Origin of the sequence: Novosphingobium gossypii (assembly GCF_050433305.1) — a bacterium.
GTDB classification, from domain to species: domain Bacteria; phylum Pseudomonadota; class Alphaproteobacteria; order Sphingomonadales; family Sphingomonadaceae; genus Novosphingobium; species Novosphingobium gossypii.
The window spans coordinates 62,475-80,827 of the sequence record NZ_JBNPXM010000017.1 but is presented as its reverse complement, the minus strand read 5'-3'; the positions used below and the strand labels follow the sequence as shown (position 1 = coordinate 80,827).

19 protein-coding genes are annotated in these 18,353 nt (G+C 68.2%); 18 read left to right on the top strand and 1 reads right to left on the bottom strand.

Annotated features, from left to right (window positions below):
• The 18 genes from GGR40_RS20855 to GGR40_RS20770 all read left to right on the top strand — a co-directional run.
• Nucleotides 1–202, top strand: a 202-nt coding sequence (locus tag GGR40_RS20855) for a hypothetical protein (RefSeq protein ID WP_429278179.1), incomplete at its 5' end; no start/stop codon positions are given.
• A 150-nt stretch (nt 203–352) separates the two neighbouring features.
• Nucleotides 353–526 (top strand): hypothetical protein, encoded by a 174-nt coding sequence (locus tag GGR40_RS20850; RefSeq protein ID WP_429278178.1) that lies wholly within the window; start codon nt 353–355, stop codon nt 524–526.
• The gene (locus GGR40_RS20845; protein WP_429278177.1) at nt 523–1,854 is read left to right on the top strand and encodes an AtzE family amidohydrolase; all 1,332 of its coding nucleotides are present in this window, start codon (nt 523–525) and stop codon (nt 1,852–1,854) included. Before GGR40_RS20850 ends, GGR40_RS20845 begins: the two co-directional genes overlap by 4 nt.
• Nucleotides 1,851–3,221 carry an NCS2 family permease gene (locus tag GGR40_RS20840; protein WP_429278176.1) on the top strand — a complete coding sequence of 457 codons (1,371 nt, stop codon included), beginning with the start codon at nt 1,851–1,853 and terminating at the stop codon, nt 3,219–3,221. The genes GGR40_RS20845 and GGR40_RS20840 overlap by 4 nt, the downstream gene beginning before the upstream one ends.
• Nucleotides 3,221–4,798 carry a gamma-glutamyltransferase family protein gene (locus GGR40_RS20835; RefSeq protein WP_429278175.1) on the top strand — a complete coding sequence of 526 codons (1,578 nt, stop codon included), beginning with the start codon at nt 3,221–3,223 and terminating at the stop codon, nt 4,796–4,798. The genes GGR40_RS20840 and GGR40_RS20835 overlap by 1 nt, the downstream gene beginning before the upstream one ends.
• A 31-nt stretch (nt 4,799–4,829) precedes the next feature.
• Nucleotides 4,830–6,092 (top strand): allantoate amidohydrolase, encoded by a 1,263-nt coding sequence (locus tag GGR40_RS20830; RefSeq protein ID WP_429278174.1) that lies wholly within the window; start codon nt 4,830–4,832, stop codon nt 6,090–6,092.
• A 43-nt stretch (nt 6,093–6,135) separates the two neighbouring features.
• Nucleotides 6,136–7,317 carry a pyridoxal-phosphate-dependent aminotransferase family protein gene (locus GGR40_RS20825; RefSeq protein ID WP_429278181.1) on the top strand — a complete coding sequence of 394 codons (1,182 nt, stop codon included), beginning with the start codon at nt 6,136–6,138 and terminating at the stop codon, nt 7,315–7,317.
• Nucleotides 7,314–8,204: an allantoinase PuuE gene (gene puuE, locus GGR40_RS20820; RefSeq protein ID WP_429278173.1), complete on the top strand. Its 891-nt coding sequence runs from the start codon at nt 7,314–7,316 to the stop codon at nt 8,202–8,204. Before GGR40_RS20825 ends, puuE begins: the two co-directional genes overlap by 4 nt.
• A complete protein-coding gene (gene hpxZ / locus GGR40_RS20815; RefSeq protein ID WP_429278172.1) occupies nt 8,191–8,571 on the top strand; it encodes an oxalurate catabolism protein HpxZ in 381 nt (126 codons plus the stop codon). Before puuE ends, hpxZ begins: the two co-directional genes overlap by 14 nt.
• Nucleotides 8,568–9,008: a 2-oxo-4-hydroxy-4-carboxy-5-ureidoimidazoline decarboxylase gene (uraD, locus tag GGR40_RS20810; protein ID WP_429278171.1), complete on the top strand. Its 441-nt coding sequence runs from the start codon at nt 8,568–8,570 to the stop codon at nt 9,006–9,008. The genes hpxZ and uraD overlap by 4 nt, the downstream gene beginning before the upstream one ends.
• Nucleotides 9,005–10,441, top strand: a complete 1,437-nt coding sequence (locus tag GGR40_RS20805) for an FAD/NAD(P)-binding protein (protein WP_429278170.1) — start codon at nt 9,005–9,007, stop codon at nt 10,439–10,441. Before uraD ends, GGR40_RS20805 begins: the two co-directional genes overlap by 4 nt.
• Nucleotides 10,438–10,770: a hydroxyisourate hydrolase gene (gene uraH, locus GGR40_RS20800; protein WP_429278169.1), complete on the top strand. Its 333-nt coding sequence runs from the start codon at nt 10,438–10,440 to the stop codon at nt 10,768–10,770. The genes GGR40_RS20805 and uraH overlap by 4 nt, the downstream gene beginning before the upstream one ends.
• Before the next feature lie 7 nt (nt 10,771–10,777).
• Nucleotides 10,778–12,193, top strand: a complete 1,416-nt coding sequence (gene xdhA / locus GGR40_RS20795) for a xanthine dehydrogenase small subunit (RefSeq protein ID WP_429278168.1) — start codon at nt 10,778–10,780, stop codon at nt 12,191–12,193.
• A complete protein-coding gene (xdhB, locus tag GGR40_RS20790; RefSeq protein ID WP_429278167.1) occupies nt 12,186–14,492 on the top strand; it encodes a xanthine dehydrogenase molybdopterin binding subunit in 2,307 nt (768 codons plus the stop codon). The genes xdhA and xdhB overlap by 8 nt, the downstream gene beginning before the upstream one ends.
• Nucleotides 14,489–15,412, top strand: a complete 924-nt coding sequence (gene xdhC / locus GGR40_RS20785) for a xanthine dehydrogenase accessory protein XdhC (protein ID WP_429278166.1) — start codon at nt 14,489–14,491, stop codon at nt 15,410–15,412. The genes xdhB and xdhC overlap by 4 nt, the downstream gene beginning before the upstream one ends.
• A 40-nt stretch (nt 15,413–15,452) precedes the next feature.
• Complete coding sequence (gene guaD / locus GGR40_RS20780; protein ID WP_429278165.1) at nt 15,453–16,721, top strand: guanine deaminase; 1,269 nt, start codon at nt 15,453–15,455, stop codon at nt 16,719–16,721.
• 253 nt (nt 16,722–16,974) lie between these two features.
• Nucleotides 16,975–17,100: a hypothetical protein gene (locus GGR40_RS20775; RefSeq protein ID WP_429278164.1), complete on the top strand. Its 126-nt coding sequence runs from the start codon at nt 16,975–16,977 to the stop codon at nt 17,098–17,100.
• 12 nt (nt 17,101–17,112) lie between these two features.
• Nucleotides 17,113–17,292 carry a DUF4269 domain-containing protein gene (locus GGR40_RS20770; RefSeq protein WP_429278163.1) on the top strand — a complete coding sequence of 60 codons (180 nt, stop codon included), beginning with the start codon at nt 17,113–17,115 and terminating at the stop codon, nt 17,290–17,292.
• A gap of 42 nt (nt 17,293–17,334) precedes the next feature.
• Here GGR40_RS20770 and GGR40_RS20765 read toward each other — a convergent pair whose 3' ends face one another.
• Nucleotides 17,335–18,255 carry a LysR family transcriptional regulator gene (locus GGR40_RS20765; RefSeq protein ID WP_429278162.1) on the bottom strand — a complete coding sequence of 307 codons (921 nt, stop codon included), beginning with the start codon at nt 18,253–18,255 and terminating at the stop codon, nt 17,335–17,337.
• Nucleotides 18,256–18,353: the final 98 nt, after the last annotated feature.

The following is an 18,353-nucleotide window of genomic DNA, read 5'->3' as shown; positions in this document are numbered from 1 at the left end:
GCACGTCCGGTTCGATGAGCAGGGAGTGGAAACGGATCGTCTGGCAAGCCCCACAGGCGCGCCGCACGACACCGCGCCACTTCCTGACTCTACCGACGGCGATCGGGTGGTGTTTTGGACGATCCTGCCGTTCGCTAGGAATTCTTCGAATGAGAAGGGCGGTCGTAGAGTCTCAACCAAAGCCAAGATGGTACTAAGCTGATTGCACGTGCTCTAAATTTAGCAACGATCCGTTCCCATCATTGCGTTTGATCGCGCAGGGCGGGCGGGGCAGTAGGATAGCAGCGCCGGGCGGGGAGATTTCCGCTGGCCCAGCGCAGTCTGCCTGCCCCTTTTCGAATTGCGCGAGATCATGCCCGAACATTCCGTCCCCCCCCGACCCCAAGTGCCGCAGGGCGACGCGGAGATCCTGATGGCCGCCGCTGCGCAAAGCCTGCCGATCCTACCGGAATGCGCCCCCGGCGTTGCCGCCAACCTGGCACTGCTTGCCCGTCACGCGCGCATCATGCGGGGGGAGGGGGAATGAAGGGCGTAGTGGAGATCGCCGCTGCCGTGCGTGCCGGCACGATTTCGGCGCGCGCGCTGGCGGAGCGGGCGATCTCGGCATTGACGGCGGATACGCATGTCGCGGTCACCCGCATCCTTCATGAGCGCGCGCTGGCAGAGGCGGATGCCGTCGATGCGCTGGTCGCCGCCGGGCGCGATCCTGGGCCGCTGGCGGGCGTGCCTTACGGCGTCAAGGACCTGTTCGACCTGGCAGGCCTGCCGACCACGGCGGGCTCCACGCTTTATGCCGATGCGTCCCCCGCCGCCGCCGATGCAGAGGCCGTCGCCCGGCTGAAGGCCGCCGGTGCGGTGTGCCTTGCCACCTTGAACATGGACGAGTTCGCCTATGGCTTCGCGACGATCAACGCGGCCTACGGCACGACCCGCAATCCTCACGAGCCCTCCCGCCTTGCAGGCGGTTCCTCGGGCGGCTCGGCGGCGATCGTCGCGGCCGGGTCGCTCGCTTTTGCTCTGGGGTCGGACACCAACGGATCGGTCCGGGTGCCGGCCAGCCTTTGCGGACTGTACGGCCTGAAGCCGACGCACGGTGCGCTGCCGCTGGGGGGTGTATTCCCCTTCGCTCACAGCTTCGACGACATCGGACCGTTTACCCGATCCGCGCAGGACATGGCGCTGCTTTGGCAGGTGCTGGGCGGGCGTGATGTTCCGCCCCGCCGGGACTTTCGCATCGCGCGTCTGGGCGGGCGCTTCCGCGACAATGCGGAAAGCGCACAGCTTGCCGCGATCGACGCCATCGCCCCCGACGCGCCGCTGATCGAACTGCCGCAGATCGCGCGCGCCCGCTCCGCCGCGTTCCTCATCACCGCCTATGAAGGCGGCACGCTGCACCGCAAGGCGCTGGCGGCGAACGCGATGGGCTTCGACCCGCAAGTGCGCGACCGGCTGCTGGCCGGTGTCCTGCTGCCCGACGCGCTCCATGAAGAAGCGCAGGCATTCCGCGCCGAATACCGCACCCGCATCGAAGCGCTCGTGGCCGACTTCGATGTCCTGCTGGCGCCCGCCACGCCGACGTTCGCACCGCCCATTGCCGACCCGCGCATCCTGATCGACGGCGCGCTGTCCCCGGCGCGGGCGGATCTGGGCATTCACACCCAGCCGATCACGTTCACGGCGTTGCCGTCGCTGGCGGTTCCGCTTTACCGCCCCGGCAAGCTGCCGATCGGGCTCCAACTGATCGGCGGTCCCGGGCGAGAGCCTGACCTGTTCGCCTTCGCCGCCATGCTGGAAGCGAACGGGACCATCGGGTTTTCCATGCCGCAGGCGGCGGCTGAAAGGCTAATGGCGTGACTACGCAGACCGCAACCACTCTCGATGGCGCAGAGGCGGCACCCGCCGGCAGGCTGGACCGCCGTTTCGCGCTCACAGCGCGCGGTACCACCGTGCGGACCGAAGTGCTGGCGGGCGTGACCACGTTCCTGACGATGGCCTATATCGTGCTCGTCAATCCGGCGATTCTGGGCAGCGCGGGGATGCCGGTCGCGTCTGTGGCGGCGGCGACGTGCTTTGCGGCGGCCTTCGCCTCGATCCTGATGGGCTGCGTGGCGAACACGCCGCTGGCACTGGCGCCGGGCATGGGCCTCAACGCCTATTTCAGCTTCACCGTGGTGCAGCAGATGGGCGTGCCCTGGCAGGTGGCGCTGGGCTGCGTGTTCATCTCGGGCGTCGCGTTCCTGCTGCTGACGCTGACGGGCGTGCGCCAGCTGATCGTCAATTCGATCCCGCCGTACCTGTTCGCGGCCGTGGCCGGGGGGATCGGCCTGTTCATCGGCTTCATTGGGCTGAAGAGTGCGGGCATCGTCGTTGCAAACCCGGCGACGTTCGTGGCGCTGGGCGATTTCAAGGCTCCCGGTGCGGCGCTGGCGCTGTTCGGGCTGGTGGTGATCGGCGCGCTGTCCGTATGGAAGGTGCGCGGGGCGATACTGGTCGGCATCGTGGCGACCACGCTGGTCGGCTGGATGGCCGGGATGGTGACGGTGAACCCGGAGCCTTACTCGCTTGCGGCGCTGACCGGCACCGCGTTCCAGCTGGACCTCGGCGGTGTCTTCGGCCTTTCGGGCAAGCATGGCCTCGGGCTGGTCGAGGTGCTGTTCGTGTTCCTGTTCGTCGACCTGTTCGACAACATCGGCACCCTTGTGGCGGTGACCAAGCGGGCCGGGCTGATGGACGCCGCCGGACGCATCCCGCGCCTCAACCGCATCCTCGTCACCGATGCGGTGGCGACTATGGTGGGGTCGATGGCGGGCACCAGCACCGTGACCAGCTACGTCGAAAGCGCGGCGGGCGTGCAGGAGGGCGGGCGCACCGGCCTGACCGCCATCGTCACCGGCGTGCTGTTCCTGGCGACGATGTTCGTCGCGCCCTATGTGCAGGTGATCCCGCTGGCGGCCACCGCCCCGGCGCTCATCATCGTCGGCGGCCTGATGCTGCTGCCGCTGACCGAGGTGGAATGGGAAGACCCGCTGGCGGCGATCCCCGCATTCCTGACGGTGGCGATGATCCCGCTGACGTTCTCCATCGCCAACGGGCTGGCGTTCGGCATCACCGCCCACGTCCTGCTCAAGATCGCGCGCGGCACGATCACGCGCAAGGACGGGTTCGTGCTGGTGCTGGCGCTGCTGTTCGTCGCCCGCTTCGTCTGGATGGGCGGGGCGTGATGCTGACGGTTACCTCCGCGAACGGCATCGCCACTGCGCCGCATCACCTTGCGGCCAGGGCCGGGCGCGATGTGCTGGCTGACGGCGGCAATGCGGTGGAGGCTTGCGTGGCCATCGCCGCGACGCTGGCGGTGGTCTATCCGCACATGACCGCGATCGGCGGCGACGGCTTCTGGGTGATCCGCGAGCCGGACGGAACCGTCCACGCGATCCACGGCTGCGGCGGCGCTGCGGCAACGGCAGACCTGTCGCTCTATGCCCGACTGGATGCGGTGCCGGCGCGCGGACCCCTTGCGGCCAACACGGTGGCGGGCACGATCTCTGGCTGGGCGGCGGCGCTGGAGGCGGACTATTGCGCGCTGCCGTTGGGGCGCCTGCTGCGCGACGCGATCGAGCATGCCGAGAAGGGTGTTCCCGTCACCAGCGGCGGAGCGGCCATCGCTGCGGCCAAGGGCGACGAACTGCGCGTTCAGCCGGGCGCCTATGCCGCCACGTTCGAGCCGCAGGGCCGCCCGCTGGCACAGGGCGACGTGCTGCGCCTGCCGGCTCTGGCGCAGACGCTGCGCACGCTGGCCACCAACGGCTTGCAGGATCTCTACACCGGTGAACTGGCGGCGCTGATTGCGGCGGATCTGGAGGCGCTGGGCAGCCCGGTATCGGCGGCGGACCTTGCCGCGCACCGCGCAACCCGGCCCGACCCGCTGCATACGGTGATCGGCGGCGCTGCGCTCTACAACGCGGCGGCGCCGACGCAGGGCTTTGCATCGCTGCTGATCCTTGCGCTGTTCGACCGGCTGAAGGCAGATGCGCCCGACGGCTTTAACCACGTTCACGGTCTGGTGGAGGCGACCAAGCAGGCGTTCCTGCTGCGCGATGTCCACGTGGGCGATCCGGCCTACACCGACTTCGATTTTCAGGCGCTGCTGTCTGACCCCGCCGCGCTGGACGCGCTGGCGGCGCGGATCGATCCGGCGCGGGCGCTGAAATGGCCGCAGCCGCCGCAGTGGGGCGACACCTGCTGGTTCGGCGCCGCCGATGCCGACGGACGCGTGGTCAGCTGCATCCAGTCCACCTATTTCGAGTTCGGATCGGGGCTGGTGCTGCCGCAGACGGGCATCACCTGGCAAAACCGGGGCAGTTCGTTCCGGCTGGCGGAAGCCGGCTGGAATGCGCTGAAGCCGGGGCGCAAGCCGTTCCATACGCTGAACCCTGCGCTGGCGGTGTTCGGCGACGGGCGTGTCATGGCCTATGGCACCATGGGCGGGGAGGGCCAGCCGCAGACCCAGGCCGCGCTGTTCACGCGCTATGCCCGCTTCGGCACGGACCTGCAGGCCGCCATCAGCGCCCCGCGCTGGCTGCTGGGCCGCACCTGGGGCGATGCGACCACCTCGCTCAAGCTGGAGGACGGCTTCGACGACGCGCTTTATGCGCAGTTGGCCGCCGCAGGCCACGATGTCGAGCGGGTCGGCCCCATGACCGCGACAATGGGCCATGCAGGCGCGGTGGTGCGCCTTGCCGATGGCTCGTTCCAGGGTGCCACGGACCCGCGCAGCGATGGCGAGGCGGCGGGATGGTGAGGGACGCGCCTTGTCGCACCGGCAATTCCGCATGACCGGCGCAGACACCCCCAGCGGCTCACGGGCCGTGGCGCGGTGCGATGCCTTGCGCGCGGCGCCCTACAGCGACATGGAAGGCGGCCTGTTCCGCGCATACCTGACGCCTGCCTACGCCGCCGCGCAAAAGGCCGTGGCCGGGTGGATGGAAGCCGCCGGGATGCGCGTCCATGTCGATGCCGCCGCCAATCTGGTGGGCCGCTATGACGGGCATCTTGGCCATGCGCCCGCGCTGGTGATCGGCAGTCACCTCGATTCCGTGCGCGACGGGGGGGCCTACGACGGGCCGCTGGGCATTATGCTGGGAATAGAGGCCGTCGCCGCGCTGCATGCGCAGGGGCGCCGCCTGCCGTTCCCGATCGAGGTCTACGCCTTCGGGGACGAGGAAGGATCGCGTTTTCCCGCCGCCATGCTGACCAGCCGGGCGGTGGCGGGGACGCTCGATGCCGCCGCGCTCGACGTAACGGATACGGCAGGCGTGACGCTGGCGGAGGCGCTCGTCACCATGCCCGATCGCCTTGGCGATTACCTGACTGCCGTGCGCGCGCCGGGCACCACGCTGGCCTATCTGGAGGCGCACATAGAGCAGGGGCCGGTGCTGGAGGCGGACGGGCTGGCGGTCGGCACCGTCACCGGCATCGCCGCGCAGTTGCGACATGCCGTCACCGTCAGGGGCATGGCCGGGCATGCGGGCACCGCCACGATGCGCCTGCGCCGCGACGCGCTGGCGGGCGCGGCGGCGATGGTGCTGGCCGTGGAGCAGATCGCGCGAGGGCACAATTCCGACGTCGTCGCCACCGTGGGCGTGCTCCAGGCGCTGCCCGGCGCACCCAATGTGATCCCCGGCGAAGTGCGCTTCACCATCGACGTGCGCTCCGCCGCGGAAAGCCGCCGCGATGCCGTGGCCGAAGCGATCCGTGAACGGATTCGGGAAATCGCCGACGCGCGCGACCTCGATTTCGCCATCGAACGTATCCACGACCTTGCCGCCAGCCCCAGCGAACCTGCGCTGATGGACATGCTGGACGCTGCCATGGCCGCTGCCGGGCAGCCGGTGCGGCGGCTTGTGTCGGGTGCCGGGCACGACGCCATGAACATGGGCGCGCTGTGCCCGACCGCCATGCTGTTCATCCGGTGCCGCGAGGGCATCAGCCACAATCCGGCAGAGCATGTGGAGCCTGCCGACGCGCACATTGCGCTGCAGGTGATGCTCGGCTTCATAGACCGCTTGGGAGAGAGCTTTGTCAGCCGCACTTGATCCGCAGCTTTTCGGAGAGATCGACCCGCCCCAGCGCCTGTTGATGGGGCCGGGGCCGATCAACGCCCATCCCCGCGTATTGCGGGCGATGAGCGCCGACCTGCTTGGCCAGTTCGACCCCGAGATGACGGGGTTCATGAATCAGGTCATGGCGCTCTACCGCCCGATCTTCGGGACGCAGAACCGGTGGACGATGCTGGTCGACGGCACCGCGCGCGCCGGGATAGAGGCGGCGCTGGTCAGCCTCGTGGCGCCGGGCGACGTGGTGCTGGTGGTGAACTTCGGCCGCTTCGGCCTGCTGCTGACCGAGATCCTGCAGCGTATCGGCGCAGTCATCGAAACGGTCGAGGCACCCTGGGGCGAGGTGGTTCCGCTGGACTGCATCGCCGAGGCCATCGCCCGCGTCCACCCCAAGGTCGTGGCGACGATCCACGGCGATACCTCGACCACGATGGCACAGCCGCTGGAGGGCCTGGGCGCTCTGTGCCGGGCAGCGGGCGCGCTGTCCTATGTCGATGCCACCGCGACCATCGGCGGCATGGAACTGGCGGCGGACCGCTGGGACGTCGATGTCGTCACCGGCGGCCTGCAGAAGTGCCTTGGCGGTCCCTCCGGCTCGGCCCCAATCACGCTGTCCGACCGCGCCGCAGAGCACATCGGCAGGCGCCGCCACGTGGAGCAGGGCATCCGCAGCGCCGCCACGTTGGACGGGGCGGGGCCGCGCATCGGCTCCAACTACTTCGATCTGGCGATGATTATGGACTACTGGTCCGAACAGCGCCTCAACCACCACACCGAGGCGACCTCGATGCTCTACGCCGCCCGCGAATGCGCCCGCATCGCGCTGGGCGAAGGACTGGAGGCGCGCTATGCCCGCCACGCTAGCGCAGGACGTGCGATGACTGCGGGCCTGCGCGCCATGGGGCTGACGGTTTTCGGCGACGACCGCCATCGCATGACCAACGTGACCGGGGTCTACATTCCCGAAGGCGTGGACGGCGAGGCCGTGCGCAAGGCCATGCGCGACCTGTTCGAGATAGAGATCGGCACCGCCTTCGGACCCCTGCAGGGCCGGATTTGGCGCATCGGTGCGATGGGCTACAACGCGATGAAGCACAAGGTGCTGCTGACGCTGGCGGCGCTGGAATCGTGCCTGGCGATGCAGGGCTTCGCGCTGCCCGTGGGTGATGCCGTTCCGGCGGCCATCGCGGCGTGGGACGCATGACGCGCGACCTCATCGGCTATGGGCCTACGCCGCCCGACCCGCAGTGGCCAAACGGTGCGCGCGTGGCGGTGCAGTTCGTCGTCAATTACGAGGAAGGCGCGGAAAACTCCGTCCTCAATGGCGATCAGGGTTCGGAGGCGTTCCTGTCCGAGATGGTCGGCGCGGCCAGCCATCCCGACCGGGCGATGGCGATGGAAAGCCTCTACGAATACGGCAGCCGCGCCGGGTTCTGGCGCCTGCACCGGCTGTTCACCCAGCGCGGCCTGCCCGTCACCGTGTTCGGCGTGGCGAAGGCGATGGAGATGAACCCGCACGCGGTCGCGGCGATGCTGGCCGCCGACTGGGAGATCGCCAGCCACGGCCTGCGCTGGATCGATTACCAGTATCAGCCCGAAGCGGTGGAGCGCGCCCACATCGCAGAGGCCATCGCCCTGCACGAGCGGCTGACCGGATCGCGCCCGCTGGGCTGGTATCAGGGGCGCACGTCGCCCAACACCGCGCGGCTGGTGGCCGAGGAGGGCGGGTTCGCCTACGACGCGGACAGCTATGCCGACGACTTGCCGTACTGGGACACGCGGCATGGCAGGCCGCAGCTGGTGGTGCCCTATACGCTCGACGTCAACGACATGAAGATCGTCGCGCTCAACGGCTTTACGGAGGGCGAGCAGTTCTTTCGCCACATGCGCGATACCTTCGACCAGCTGCGCGAGGAGGGCGGGCGGATGATGTCGGTGGGCCTCCACGCGCGGATTGCCGGCAAGCCGGGCAGGGCGCGCTGGCTGTCGCGGTTCCTCGACCATGTGATGGACAGTGGCGATGCCTGGGTCGCGCGGCGCATCGACATCGCCCGCCACTGGATGGAGGTGCATCCCCATGCGCATCGATGACCCCGCGCTGCTGGCCGAAGTCACCGCCGCGTTCCACGCATACGAACGCGCGCTGATGGCGGACGACATTCCCGCGATGGACGCGCTGTTCCACGATGCCCCCACCACCAATCGCTATGGCGTGGGCGAAGTGCTGTACGGGATCGAGGAGATCCGCGCCTTCCGCAAGGGACGCGGCGGCTCTCCGCAGCGCAGGCTGGGGCGGGTGGCGATCACCGTCGATGGAGAGTCTTTCGCCACCGCCGACGCCGAGTTCTTCCGCGAAGGCTCGGATCGCAGGGGCCGCCAGACGCAATCGTGGGTGCGCTTTGCCGAAGGGTGGAAGGTCGTCTCCGCACATGTCAGCCTTGAAGGAAGCACCTCGTGACCGCCCTGTTCGAACACAGTCCGTGGGTGGAGGAACGGGCGGACGCGCGCCCCGCCTCGGGCGACCGTCATGCCGATCTGATGGCCGTGCTGCATTCTGCCACGCGCGAAGAGCAGCTGGCCCTCATCCGCGCGCACCCCGAGCTTGCGGGCAAGGCCGCGATCGACCGTAACCTGACCGACGCCAGCGCCGCCGAGCAGGCCAGCGCCGGGCTGGACCGGCTGACGCCTGACGAATATGCCGCGTTCCACCGCCTGAACGCGGCCTATCGAGCACGGTTCGACTTTCCCTTCATCATTTGCGTGCGCCTGACTGACAAGGCGGATATCCTGGCAGCGATGGAGCGGCGGCTGACGCATGATCGGGAGACCGAGATCGCCGCCGCGTTGGAGCAGATCGGTGAGATCGTCCGCCTGCGGCTGGAGGACAAGGCATGACCGACGCCATCGGGCCTGCATCGGGACTGGCTACACTGGAAGCGCAGCTTGCCCGCGAACTGGAGCTGATCGGCTTCGCCCGCCCGGAATGGGTGCGCCCGCGTGATGTGGACGGTGCCCCGGTGCTAGACGTCGCGGTGATCGGCGGCGGCCAGTGCGGCCTGTCCGCCGCGCTGGGCCTGCGGCGCGAAGGCGTGACCAACGTGCGCATCTTCGACGAGAACGAGGCCGGCTTCGAGGGGCCTTGGGAAACCTACGCGCGGATGGTCACGCTGCGCACGCCCAAGCACCTCAACCCCATCGATTTCGGCGTGCCCGCGCTGACGTACCGCGCATGGTGGGAAGCGCAGCATGGGGCCGCCGGGTGGGCCGCGGTGGACAAGATCGCGCGCGGCGACTGGATGGAGTATCTGCGCTGGTATCGCCGCGTGCTGGACCTGCCGGCGGAGAACGGCGCCCGGCTGCTGCGGATAGAGCCGGTGGTGGCGCACGGCGTCCATTGCCTGCACTTTGCCGATGGCAGCGTGGCGCTGGCGCGCAAGGTCGTGCTGGCAACCGGCATCCAGGGCGGCGGGGAATGGCACACCCCGGCGGTCGTGCGCGACAACCTGCCCCGCCATTTGTGGGCGCACACCAGCGAGCCGATCGACTTCGCGGCTCTTCATGGCAAGCGCATCGGCGTTCTGGGCGGCGGCGCATCGGCGTTCGACAACGCCAACTTCGCGCTGACGCAGGGCGTTGCCGCTGCGGAAGTGTTCATGCGGCGAAAGGAACTGCCGCGCATCAACCCCATCCGCTTCATGGAGCGCGTGGGCTTCACCGCCCGCTATCCGGCGCTGGACGACCAGACCAAGTACGCCGCGATGGATGCCTTCCTGGGCCACAACCAGCCGCCGACGAACGACACGTTCGAACGCGCCGCCGCATGGCCGGGCTTTGCCCTGCACCTTGGCGCGCCGTGGCTGGACGTGCAGGAGCAGGACGGGCGGGTCCGCGTCACCACACTGCATGGCACGCACGATTTCGACTTCGTGGTCATCTCCACCGGCCTGCTCAGCGATCCGGGGCTGCGTCCCGAACTGACCGATGTGGCGCATCTGATCGCCCGCTGGGCCGACCGGGTGACCCCGCCGGGCAGGCCCAACGCCCTGATCGACGCGCATCCCTATCTGGGCCCGGCCTTCGAGTTCCTGCCAAAGGACGGGGTGGACGGTGCGCCGCTGCACGGCCTGTTCGCGTTCAACTATTCCGCGCTAGTCAGCCTGGGACTGTCCGCTTCCGCGCTGTCGGGCCTGCACAATGCGCTGCCCCGGCTGGTGAAGGGCATCGCCGACCAGCTCTTCCTCGACGACCGCGCCGCGCTGGTGGCCGACTTCCTCGCCTATGACGAACATGAATTCCTGGGCCAATGGCCGCTGAAGGTAGATGCATGAGCAGCCTGTCCACCCACGTCCTCGACACCACGCACGGATCGCCCGCCACGGGCATATCCCTGTGCCTGGAAACAGGGTCCGGCACGATCCTGTTCACCGGCGAGACGAACGCCGATGGCCGCTGCCCCGGCCTGCCGGCGCTGCCGGTAGGAACCTATCGCCTGACCTTTGCCGTCGCCGCGTACTTCCGGGAGAAGGGCGTGGAGCTACCCGAGCCGCCGTTCCTCGACCATGTCTCCATCGACTTCGGCATCGCCGATGCGGGGGGGCATTATCATGTGCCGCTGCTGGTCTCTCCCTTTGGCTATTCGACATATCGGGGCAGCTGACTTGAGCGTGACATTTCTTCTCGATGGCCGGACGGTCGAACTGGACAGGGTCGATCCCCGGGCGACGGTCCTGGATCACCTGCGCTACACGATGCGCCGCACCGGCACCAAGGAAGGCTGTGCCGAGGGCGATTGCGGTGCCTGCACGGTGCTGGTCGGCTCGCCCGAAGGCAACGCTGTGGCGTGGCGCGCGGTCAATGCCTGCATCCAGTTCTTGCCCATGCTGCACGGCAAGGCGGTGATGACGGTTGAGAGCCTGAAAACCGCAGATACCCTCACCCCCCTGCAGGAAACGATGGCGTGCAACGGCAGTTCGCAATGCGGGTTCTGCACGCCGGGCTTCGTCATGTCGCTTCATGGCCGAAGCATCGGTGCGCGGGGCAGCGACCTGCCGGTGGCCGACGTGATCGCGGGCAACCTGTGCCGGTGCACCGGCTACGGCCCCATCCTTGCGGCGGGGGAAGGCGCCGGGCCTTACCCGCAGGACGATGCCGCCACCCTGTCCGCGCTCAAGGCCATCGCCGGTGGTGCATCGGGTGAGTGGCAGGGCCGCCGCTGGTTCGCCCCGCACACGGCAGAGGAAGTCGCCACCCTGCTGGCAGAGCATCCCGACGCCTGCCTCGTCGCCGGGGCCACCGACGTTGGCCTGTGGGTGACCAAGGGCCTGCGCACGCTGGACACGGTGATCTTCCTGGGCGACGTTGGCGACCTCCAGACCGTAGAGGAAACCGCAGATGCCCTGACGCTTGGCGCCGGGTTGCGCTATGCCGATGCCCACGCGGCGATGGCGCGGCTGCATCCCGACCTTGGCGAACTGGTGCGGCGGATCGGCGGGCTGCAGGTCCGCAATGCCGGGACGGTGGGCGGCAACATCGCCAACGGTTCCCCCATCGGCGATGGGCCGCCTGCACTGATCGCGCTGGGCGCGGAGCTGACGCTGCGCAGCGCCGGGGGGCGCCGAACGATGCCGCTGGAGGATTACTTCGTCGCGTACGGAAAGCAGGACCGCGCGCCGGGAGAGTTCGTGGAATCCGTGCGCATTCCACGCCCCGGCCCCGACGCCGTGATCCACATCGCCAAGCTGTCACGCCGGTTCGACAGCGACATTTCGGCGGTCTGCGGCGCCTTTTTTCTGGATGTGAAGGATGGTGTGATCGAATTCGCCCGCATCGCCTTCGGCGGCATGGCCGCAACGCCCAAACGCGCCGGCGCCTGCGAGGCCGCGCTGCTCGGCCAGCCCTTCACCCAAGCGACGCTTATGGCCGCTGCCGAAGCGCTGCGCGGCGATTACCAGCCGCTGACCGATGTACGCGGATCGGCGGACTATCGCCTGAATGTCGCCGCCGGACTGCTACGCCGTCTGTGGCTGCGCACGCAGGGTGTGCCGGTTTCCGTGCTCGATATGGAGGCGCTCGATGGCTGAACGCGATCCCGCCTGGAAGGTGGTGCCCAAACCCTCGCACGCCCACGATAGCGCCCGGCTGCACGTTGCCGGAGAGGCGCGCTACATCGACGATCTGGGCGAACCTGCGGACATGCTCCACCTCGCCTTCGGCCAGTCGAGCGAGGCGCATGCGCGGATCATATCGATGGACCTTGCTGCCGTGCGCGCCGCGCCGGGGGTGGTCGCCGTCTTCACCGCCGCCGACATTCCCGGCGCGAACGACGTCAGCCCGGTGGCGGGCGATGACCGGCTGCTGGCCGATAGCGAAGTCATCACGCAGGGCCAGTCGCTGTTCCTCGTCGCCGCCACCAGCCAGCGCGCCGCACGCGCGGCCGCACGGCTGGGCAGGGTGGAGTACGAACCGCTGCCCGCCGCGATCACCATCGATCAGGCCCGCGAGGCGAACTCCCACATCGAGCCGGCCCAGCACATGGCGCGCGGCGATGCCGCCGCCGTGCTTGCCACCGCGCCCCACCGCCGTTCGGGCCGGTTCGCGATGGGCGGGCAGGACCACTTCTACCTCGAAGGGCAGATCGCCGTCGCCACGCCGGGGGAGGACGGGCAGATGCACGTCCTGTGCTCGACCCAGCACCCCAGCGAAGTGCAGCACCTGATCGCGCACATGCTGCATGTCTCCTCTGCCGACGTAACGGTGGAAGTGCGCCGCATAGGCGGGGCCTTCGGCGGCAAGGAAACGCAGGCGGCATTGTTCGCCGCCGCCGCCGCGCTGGTCGCGGCAAGGACGGGCCGCCCCGCCAAGTTCCGCGCCGACCGGGACGACGACATGGTCATGACCGGCAAGCGCCACCCCTTCGAAGTCGTCTACGACGTCGGTTTCGATGAGCAAGGCCACATTCTGGCGCTGTCGCTGCGCCTTGCGTCGGCCTGCGGCGCGACGGTGGATCTGTCGCCCGCGATCAACGACCGCGCGATCTTCCATTCGGACAACTGCTATTACCTGCCCGATGTCGAAGTGGTGTCGGAGCGGCTGAAGACCAACACCGTCTCCGCCACGGCATTTCGCGGCTTCGGCGGCCCGCAGGGGATGCTGGCGATCGAGCGGGTGGTGGACGACGTCGCCGCCGCGCTAGGTCTGGACCCGCTCGCCGTGCGCGTGGCCAATCTTTACGGCCCGGGGCGCGACACGACGCCTTACGGCATGACCGTGGCCGATAACGTGGCGCCGCAGATCATCGCGTCGCTGCGCGCATCGTCACGCTATGACGAGCGCGCGCGGGCGATCGAGGCGTTCAACGCGTCCAGCCCGGTGCTGAAGAAGGGCATCGCGCTGACGCCGGTGAAGTTCGGCATCAGCTTCACCACTACCCACCTCAATCAGGCGGGCGCGCTGGTGCATGTCTATGCCGACGGGTCGATCCAGGTGAACCACGGCGGCACCGAGATGGGGCAGGGCCTTTACGTCAAGGTGGCGCGGGTAGTGGCGGACGTCTTCGGCGTGCCGCTGGAGACGATCCGCCATACCGCGACGCGGACCGACAAGGTGCCCAACACCTCGGCCACGGCGGCCAGTTCGGGCGCGGACCTCAACGGCATGGCCGCGCACAACGCCGCCGTCACCATCCGCGACAGGCTGAGCGAATTCCTGGCCCGCACTTACGGGCTGGAGGAGGGCGAGGTGCACTTCACCCCCGGCGGCGTGATCGTCGGGTCGGAAATGCTGACGTTCGCGCAAGTGGCGCGAAAGGCGCACATGGGGCGCGTCTCGCTGTCCTCCACCGGCTACTACGCGACGCCGGGGATCGCCTATGACCGCTCCGTGTTCAGGGGCCGCCCGTTCTACTATTTCGCCTATGGCGCGGCGGTGAGCGAAGTCGTGATCGACACCCTGACCGGCGAGCACAGGGTGCTGGCGGTGGACATCGTCCACGATGTGGGCCGGTCGCTGAACCCGGTGATCGACCTCGGCCAGATCGAGGGCGGGTTCATCCAGGGGCAGGGCTGGCTTACGACCGAGGAACTGGTGTGGGACGATAAGGGCCGCCTGCTGACGCACAGCCCGGCCACCTACAAGATCCCTACCGCCTCCGACCGTCCCCGGCACTTCACCATCGCCTTGTGGGACGGCGAGAACGTGGAGCCGACCATCAATCGGTCGAAAGCTGTGGGCGAGCCGCCGTTCATGCTGGCGATCTCGGTCTTCTCTGCGCTCAACCGTGCGGTGGCGGCCACCGCGCCGGGCAGGCGCGCGCTGCCGCAGCTGGACGCGCCCTGCACGCCGGAGCGTATCCTTCAGGCCGTGACGGCGTTCTCGGCATGACGCAGTGGATCGGCTGGCTGCGGCGGCTGGACCCGGCGGTGCCCACCGCAATGGTCAGCGTACTGGCCAGCGAAGGCTCTGCGCCGCGCGGGGCGGGCACGCGGATGCTGGTGACTGCCGATGGGCAGCAAGGCACCATCGGCGGGGGCCAGCTGGAGTATCGCGTGGTGGATCAGGCCCGCGCCATGCTGTGCCATGCGCCCGGCACGTGGCGGGTGCAGGACTATCCGCTCGGCCCGCTGCTGGGCCAGTGCTGCGGCGGGCGCGTGCGGCTGCTGGTGGAGCGGATCGACCCGCAGGCGCTCGACTGGCTTCACGATGCGGAACCGGGCCGGATGCTCTCCACCCGGTTTGAGCCGGACGCCCTCGCGCGCGCGGTGTTCGAGCGGGAGACCGCTACCCGCCAGTCTGCCCGTGGCGACAAGCCACTGCCGGGCACGCGCATCGTCGAGCCGGTGGGCGAGCGACCGCGTCCGGTCTACCTGTTCGGTGCCGGCCACGTCGGGCAGGCGATCGCCCGGCATATGACCGGCCTGCCGCTGCAACTCGCCTGGTTCGACACCCGCCCCGAACAGGGCCGTATCGATGGCGTGTCCATGGTGGCAGAAGAGGACATCGCCGCCTGCGTGTCCGAAGCGCCTGACGATGCGGCGATACTGATCCTGACGCATGACCATCCGCTGGACTATCACCTGACGCTGGCGGCGCTGGGGCGTCCAATCCTGCCTGCCTTCGTCGGTCTGATCGGCTCGTCGACCAAGATCGCCCGGTTCAATTCGCGCCTGAAGGCGGACGGGATTTTACCCGAGGCGCTATCTCGCCTGACCGCGCCGATCGGCGTGCCCGGCGTCTTCGGCAAAGAGCCGGACGTGATCGCCATCGCCGTCTGCGCGCAGCTTCTGCAATTGAGAGGGACGTGATGAACGCCGCCGTGGTTCTCCCGGGATCGGAGAGGGCAAGATGATCCGCACCTACCGTGCCGAACTGCTCTCCGTTTCCCACGACTCCCCCGACGCGGTGCGCCACGAATCCGACGGGCTGCTGGCGGTCGAGGACGGCATCGTCATCGCGCGCGGGGCCTACGCGGACCTGGCCGACAGCTTTCCCGAACCCGAAGTGCTGCCCGGCCTGGTAGTGCCCGGCTTCATCGACGCGCATGTCCATTACCCGCAGACCGACAGCATCGCATCGCACGGCGAACAGCTGCTCGACTGGCTGGACAGGCACATCTTCCCGGCAGAGAAAGCCTTCGTCGACAAGGCCCATGCCGACGATGTTGCCCCCTTCTTCCTCGATGAACTGCTGCGCAACGGCACCACCAGTGCGCTGGTGTTTCCGACGGTTCACGAGCAGTCGGTCGATGCCCTGTTCGAAGCGGCGCTTTCGCGCAACATGCGGATCATTTCGGGCAAGGTGCTGATGGACCTCGGGCCGGATGGCCTGAACGACACGGTGGCTTCGGGCCGAGCCGGGACGGAGGCGCTGATCCGCCGCTGGAAGAGGCGCGGGCGGCTGGGCTATGCCGTGACCCCGCGCTTCGCGCTCGCATCCAGCGATGCGCAGCTGGCGGATGCCGGCGCCCTGCTGGCAGAGCATCCGGACGTGCTGATGCACACGCATCTGTCGGAGAACTTGCACGAAATCGCTGCAGTCGCGACGCGCTTTGCCGACAGCGCGGATTATCTCGATGTCTATGACCGGTTTGGGCTGGTGACGGCGCGCTCGGTCTTCGCACACGGCGTCCACCTGTCCGACCGCGCCTGCAGGCGGCTGCACCAGAGCGGCGCGGGGGTGGCGGTATGCCCTTCGTCGAACCTGTTCCTGGGGTCGGGGCATTTCGATTTCGGACAGGCGCAGCGCCATGCCCTGCGGCTGGGGCTGGGCACCGACGTGGGGGCAGGGACGACGTTCTCCATGTTGCGCACGGCAGGCCTTGCCTATCAGGCAGCATTGGCGCGCGAAGACCGGCTGGACCCGTTCCGCGCGCTTTATCTGGCGACGGCAGGCAGCGCCGCCCTGCTTCATATCGAGGATCGCGTGGGCGCGCTGGAGGTAGGGCAGGAGGCTGACTTCGTGGTGCTCGACAGCGCCGCCACGTCGCTGATGGCACGCCGCACCGTCAACGCAGACCTTGCCACGCGGCTGTTCACTCTTCAGATTCTGGGGGACGAGCGTGCCATTGCCAGCACTTACGTGATGGGCGAATGCGCGTACAAAAGGACACCGTGACCGATCTCCACCTTCACATCGAGGTGGTGGAACGGCATCTGGAAAAGCTAGATGCCTACGCAGGAGTGTGAGTTCGCACTGGCAGATCGCGCTGGAGCGGAGCGAAGTGCTGGTCGTGCTGACAGCCTTCTATCCGCGCGTTCGGGGGGAGGTTTCCGCTGGGTATCGACGTACCCGGCAGCGACATGGACGTGCTGTGTCACGCGCCCGAGGCGCAAACCTTTGCGCGCGCAGTGGGGATGGCTTCGGAGCCGTGCCCGACTTCAGGATGCATCAGTGGATGATTGGCGAGCGCGCCGTCGTGGCCGCGTTCTCCACGCACGGTGTTCCGTTCGAGGTGTTCGGATCGTCCGTACCGATGGATTCGCAGGTCGGCTGACGACATTTCGAGGTGGAGCGGCGACTTCTGGCCAAGCGGGGTGCGCCGTTCCGCGATGCCATCATCGCCGCCCGGCGGGCCGGCATGAAGACCGAGCCAACCTTTGCGCATTTTCTGAGACTTGCAGGCGATTCTTATGCAGCCTTGTTGGACTTTGTCGAAGCCCCATCTGCGCACGCTGCCTTGAAATAGGGGTAAGATGCAGCGTGGACCAGCCTGGGTTGCAGTGGCGGTCTACAACATCGCTTCCGCGTAGCTCAGCCCCGCGAATCCGTTCTCGATCTCGGACAGGACAAGGCTGGCGGCGTAGGACGGGGTGCGCGCGGTATTGACGCATAGAGCCAGTGTCATCGGCCGAAGCAGCGCGTCCGAAATGCGCGTGAACGCTACTTGGCCGCGCTTCACTTCGGTGATGACGTCAAGCGACGAAAGGATGGCCACGCCTGCGCCTTCCTGCACCAGCGACGCGATCATCTGGATGTTGTCGGAAATGGCGATGCGGCTCATGTCCATGCCGGTTGCCCCGGCCAGCACCGCGATCTGCTGGCTGATGGCAAGGCCGTCGGAAGGCACGATCAGTGGTTCGCCGGTGGCGGCGGAAAAGCGCGCCTCGCGCTGGTGGCCGAGCGGGTGGCCGGGCGGGGTGACGAAGCCCAGTGCCACTTCGACGAAGGCGCGCACCGTCAGGTCGCGATAGCTATGCGGCTCGAACAGGATGCCGAAGTCGACCTCGCCCTCGGCCACCGCCTTGCGCACTTCGTCGTTAGCCTGGACCTTCACGCCAACGGTTATGCCGGGATAGCGCTGCTGGATGGAGCGGATGGTCGCGGGGATGTAGCCCTTGGCCAGCGCGTCGATGATGGCGAAATCTACGTGGCCGCGTTTCAACCCGCGCAGATCCTCTATCTGGGCGCGCACGTCCTGCATGTTCTTCTGCCAGCGGTTGCCCGCCGCCATCATGACCTCTCCGGCAGCGGTCAGGCGCAGGCCCGTGGGCAGCCGCTCGAACAGGGGGGTGCCGATGTCCGCCTCGACGTTGAGGATCTGGCGCGCGATGGCAGAGGCCGACACGTTCAGTTCGTCCGCCGCCTTGCGGATCGAACCGTGGCGACCGACAACCATGAAATAGCGCAGGAAACGGGAAAAGGCGGGCATGGTGAAATCTGACCTGCTCTAATTTCTGCAACGCAGTGTGGGATTCATTGCGTTTGCTAGCACCATCTCCTGTGTCTTACCACAGTGAGCAATACCGA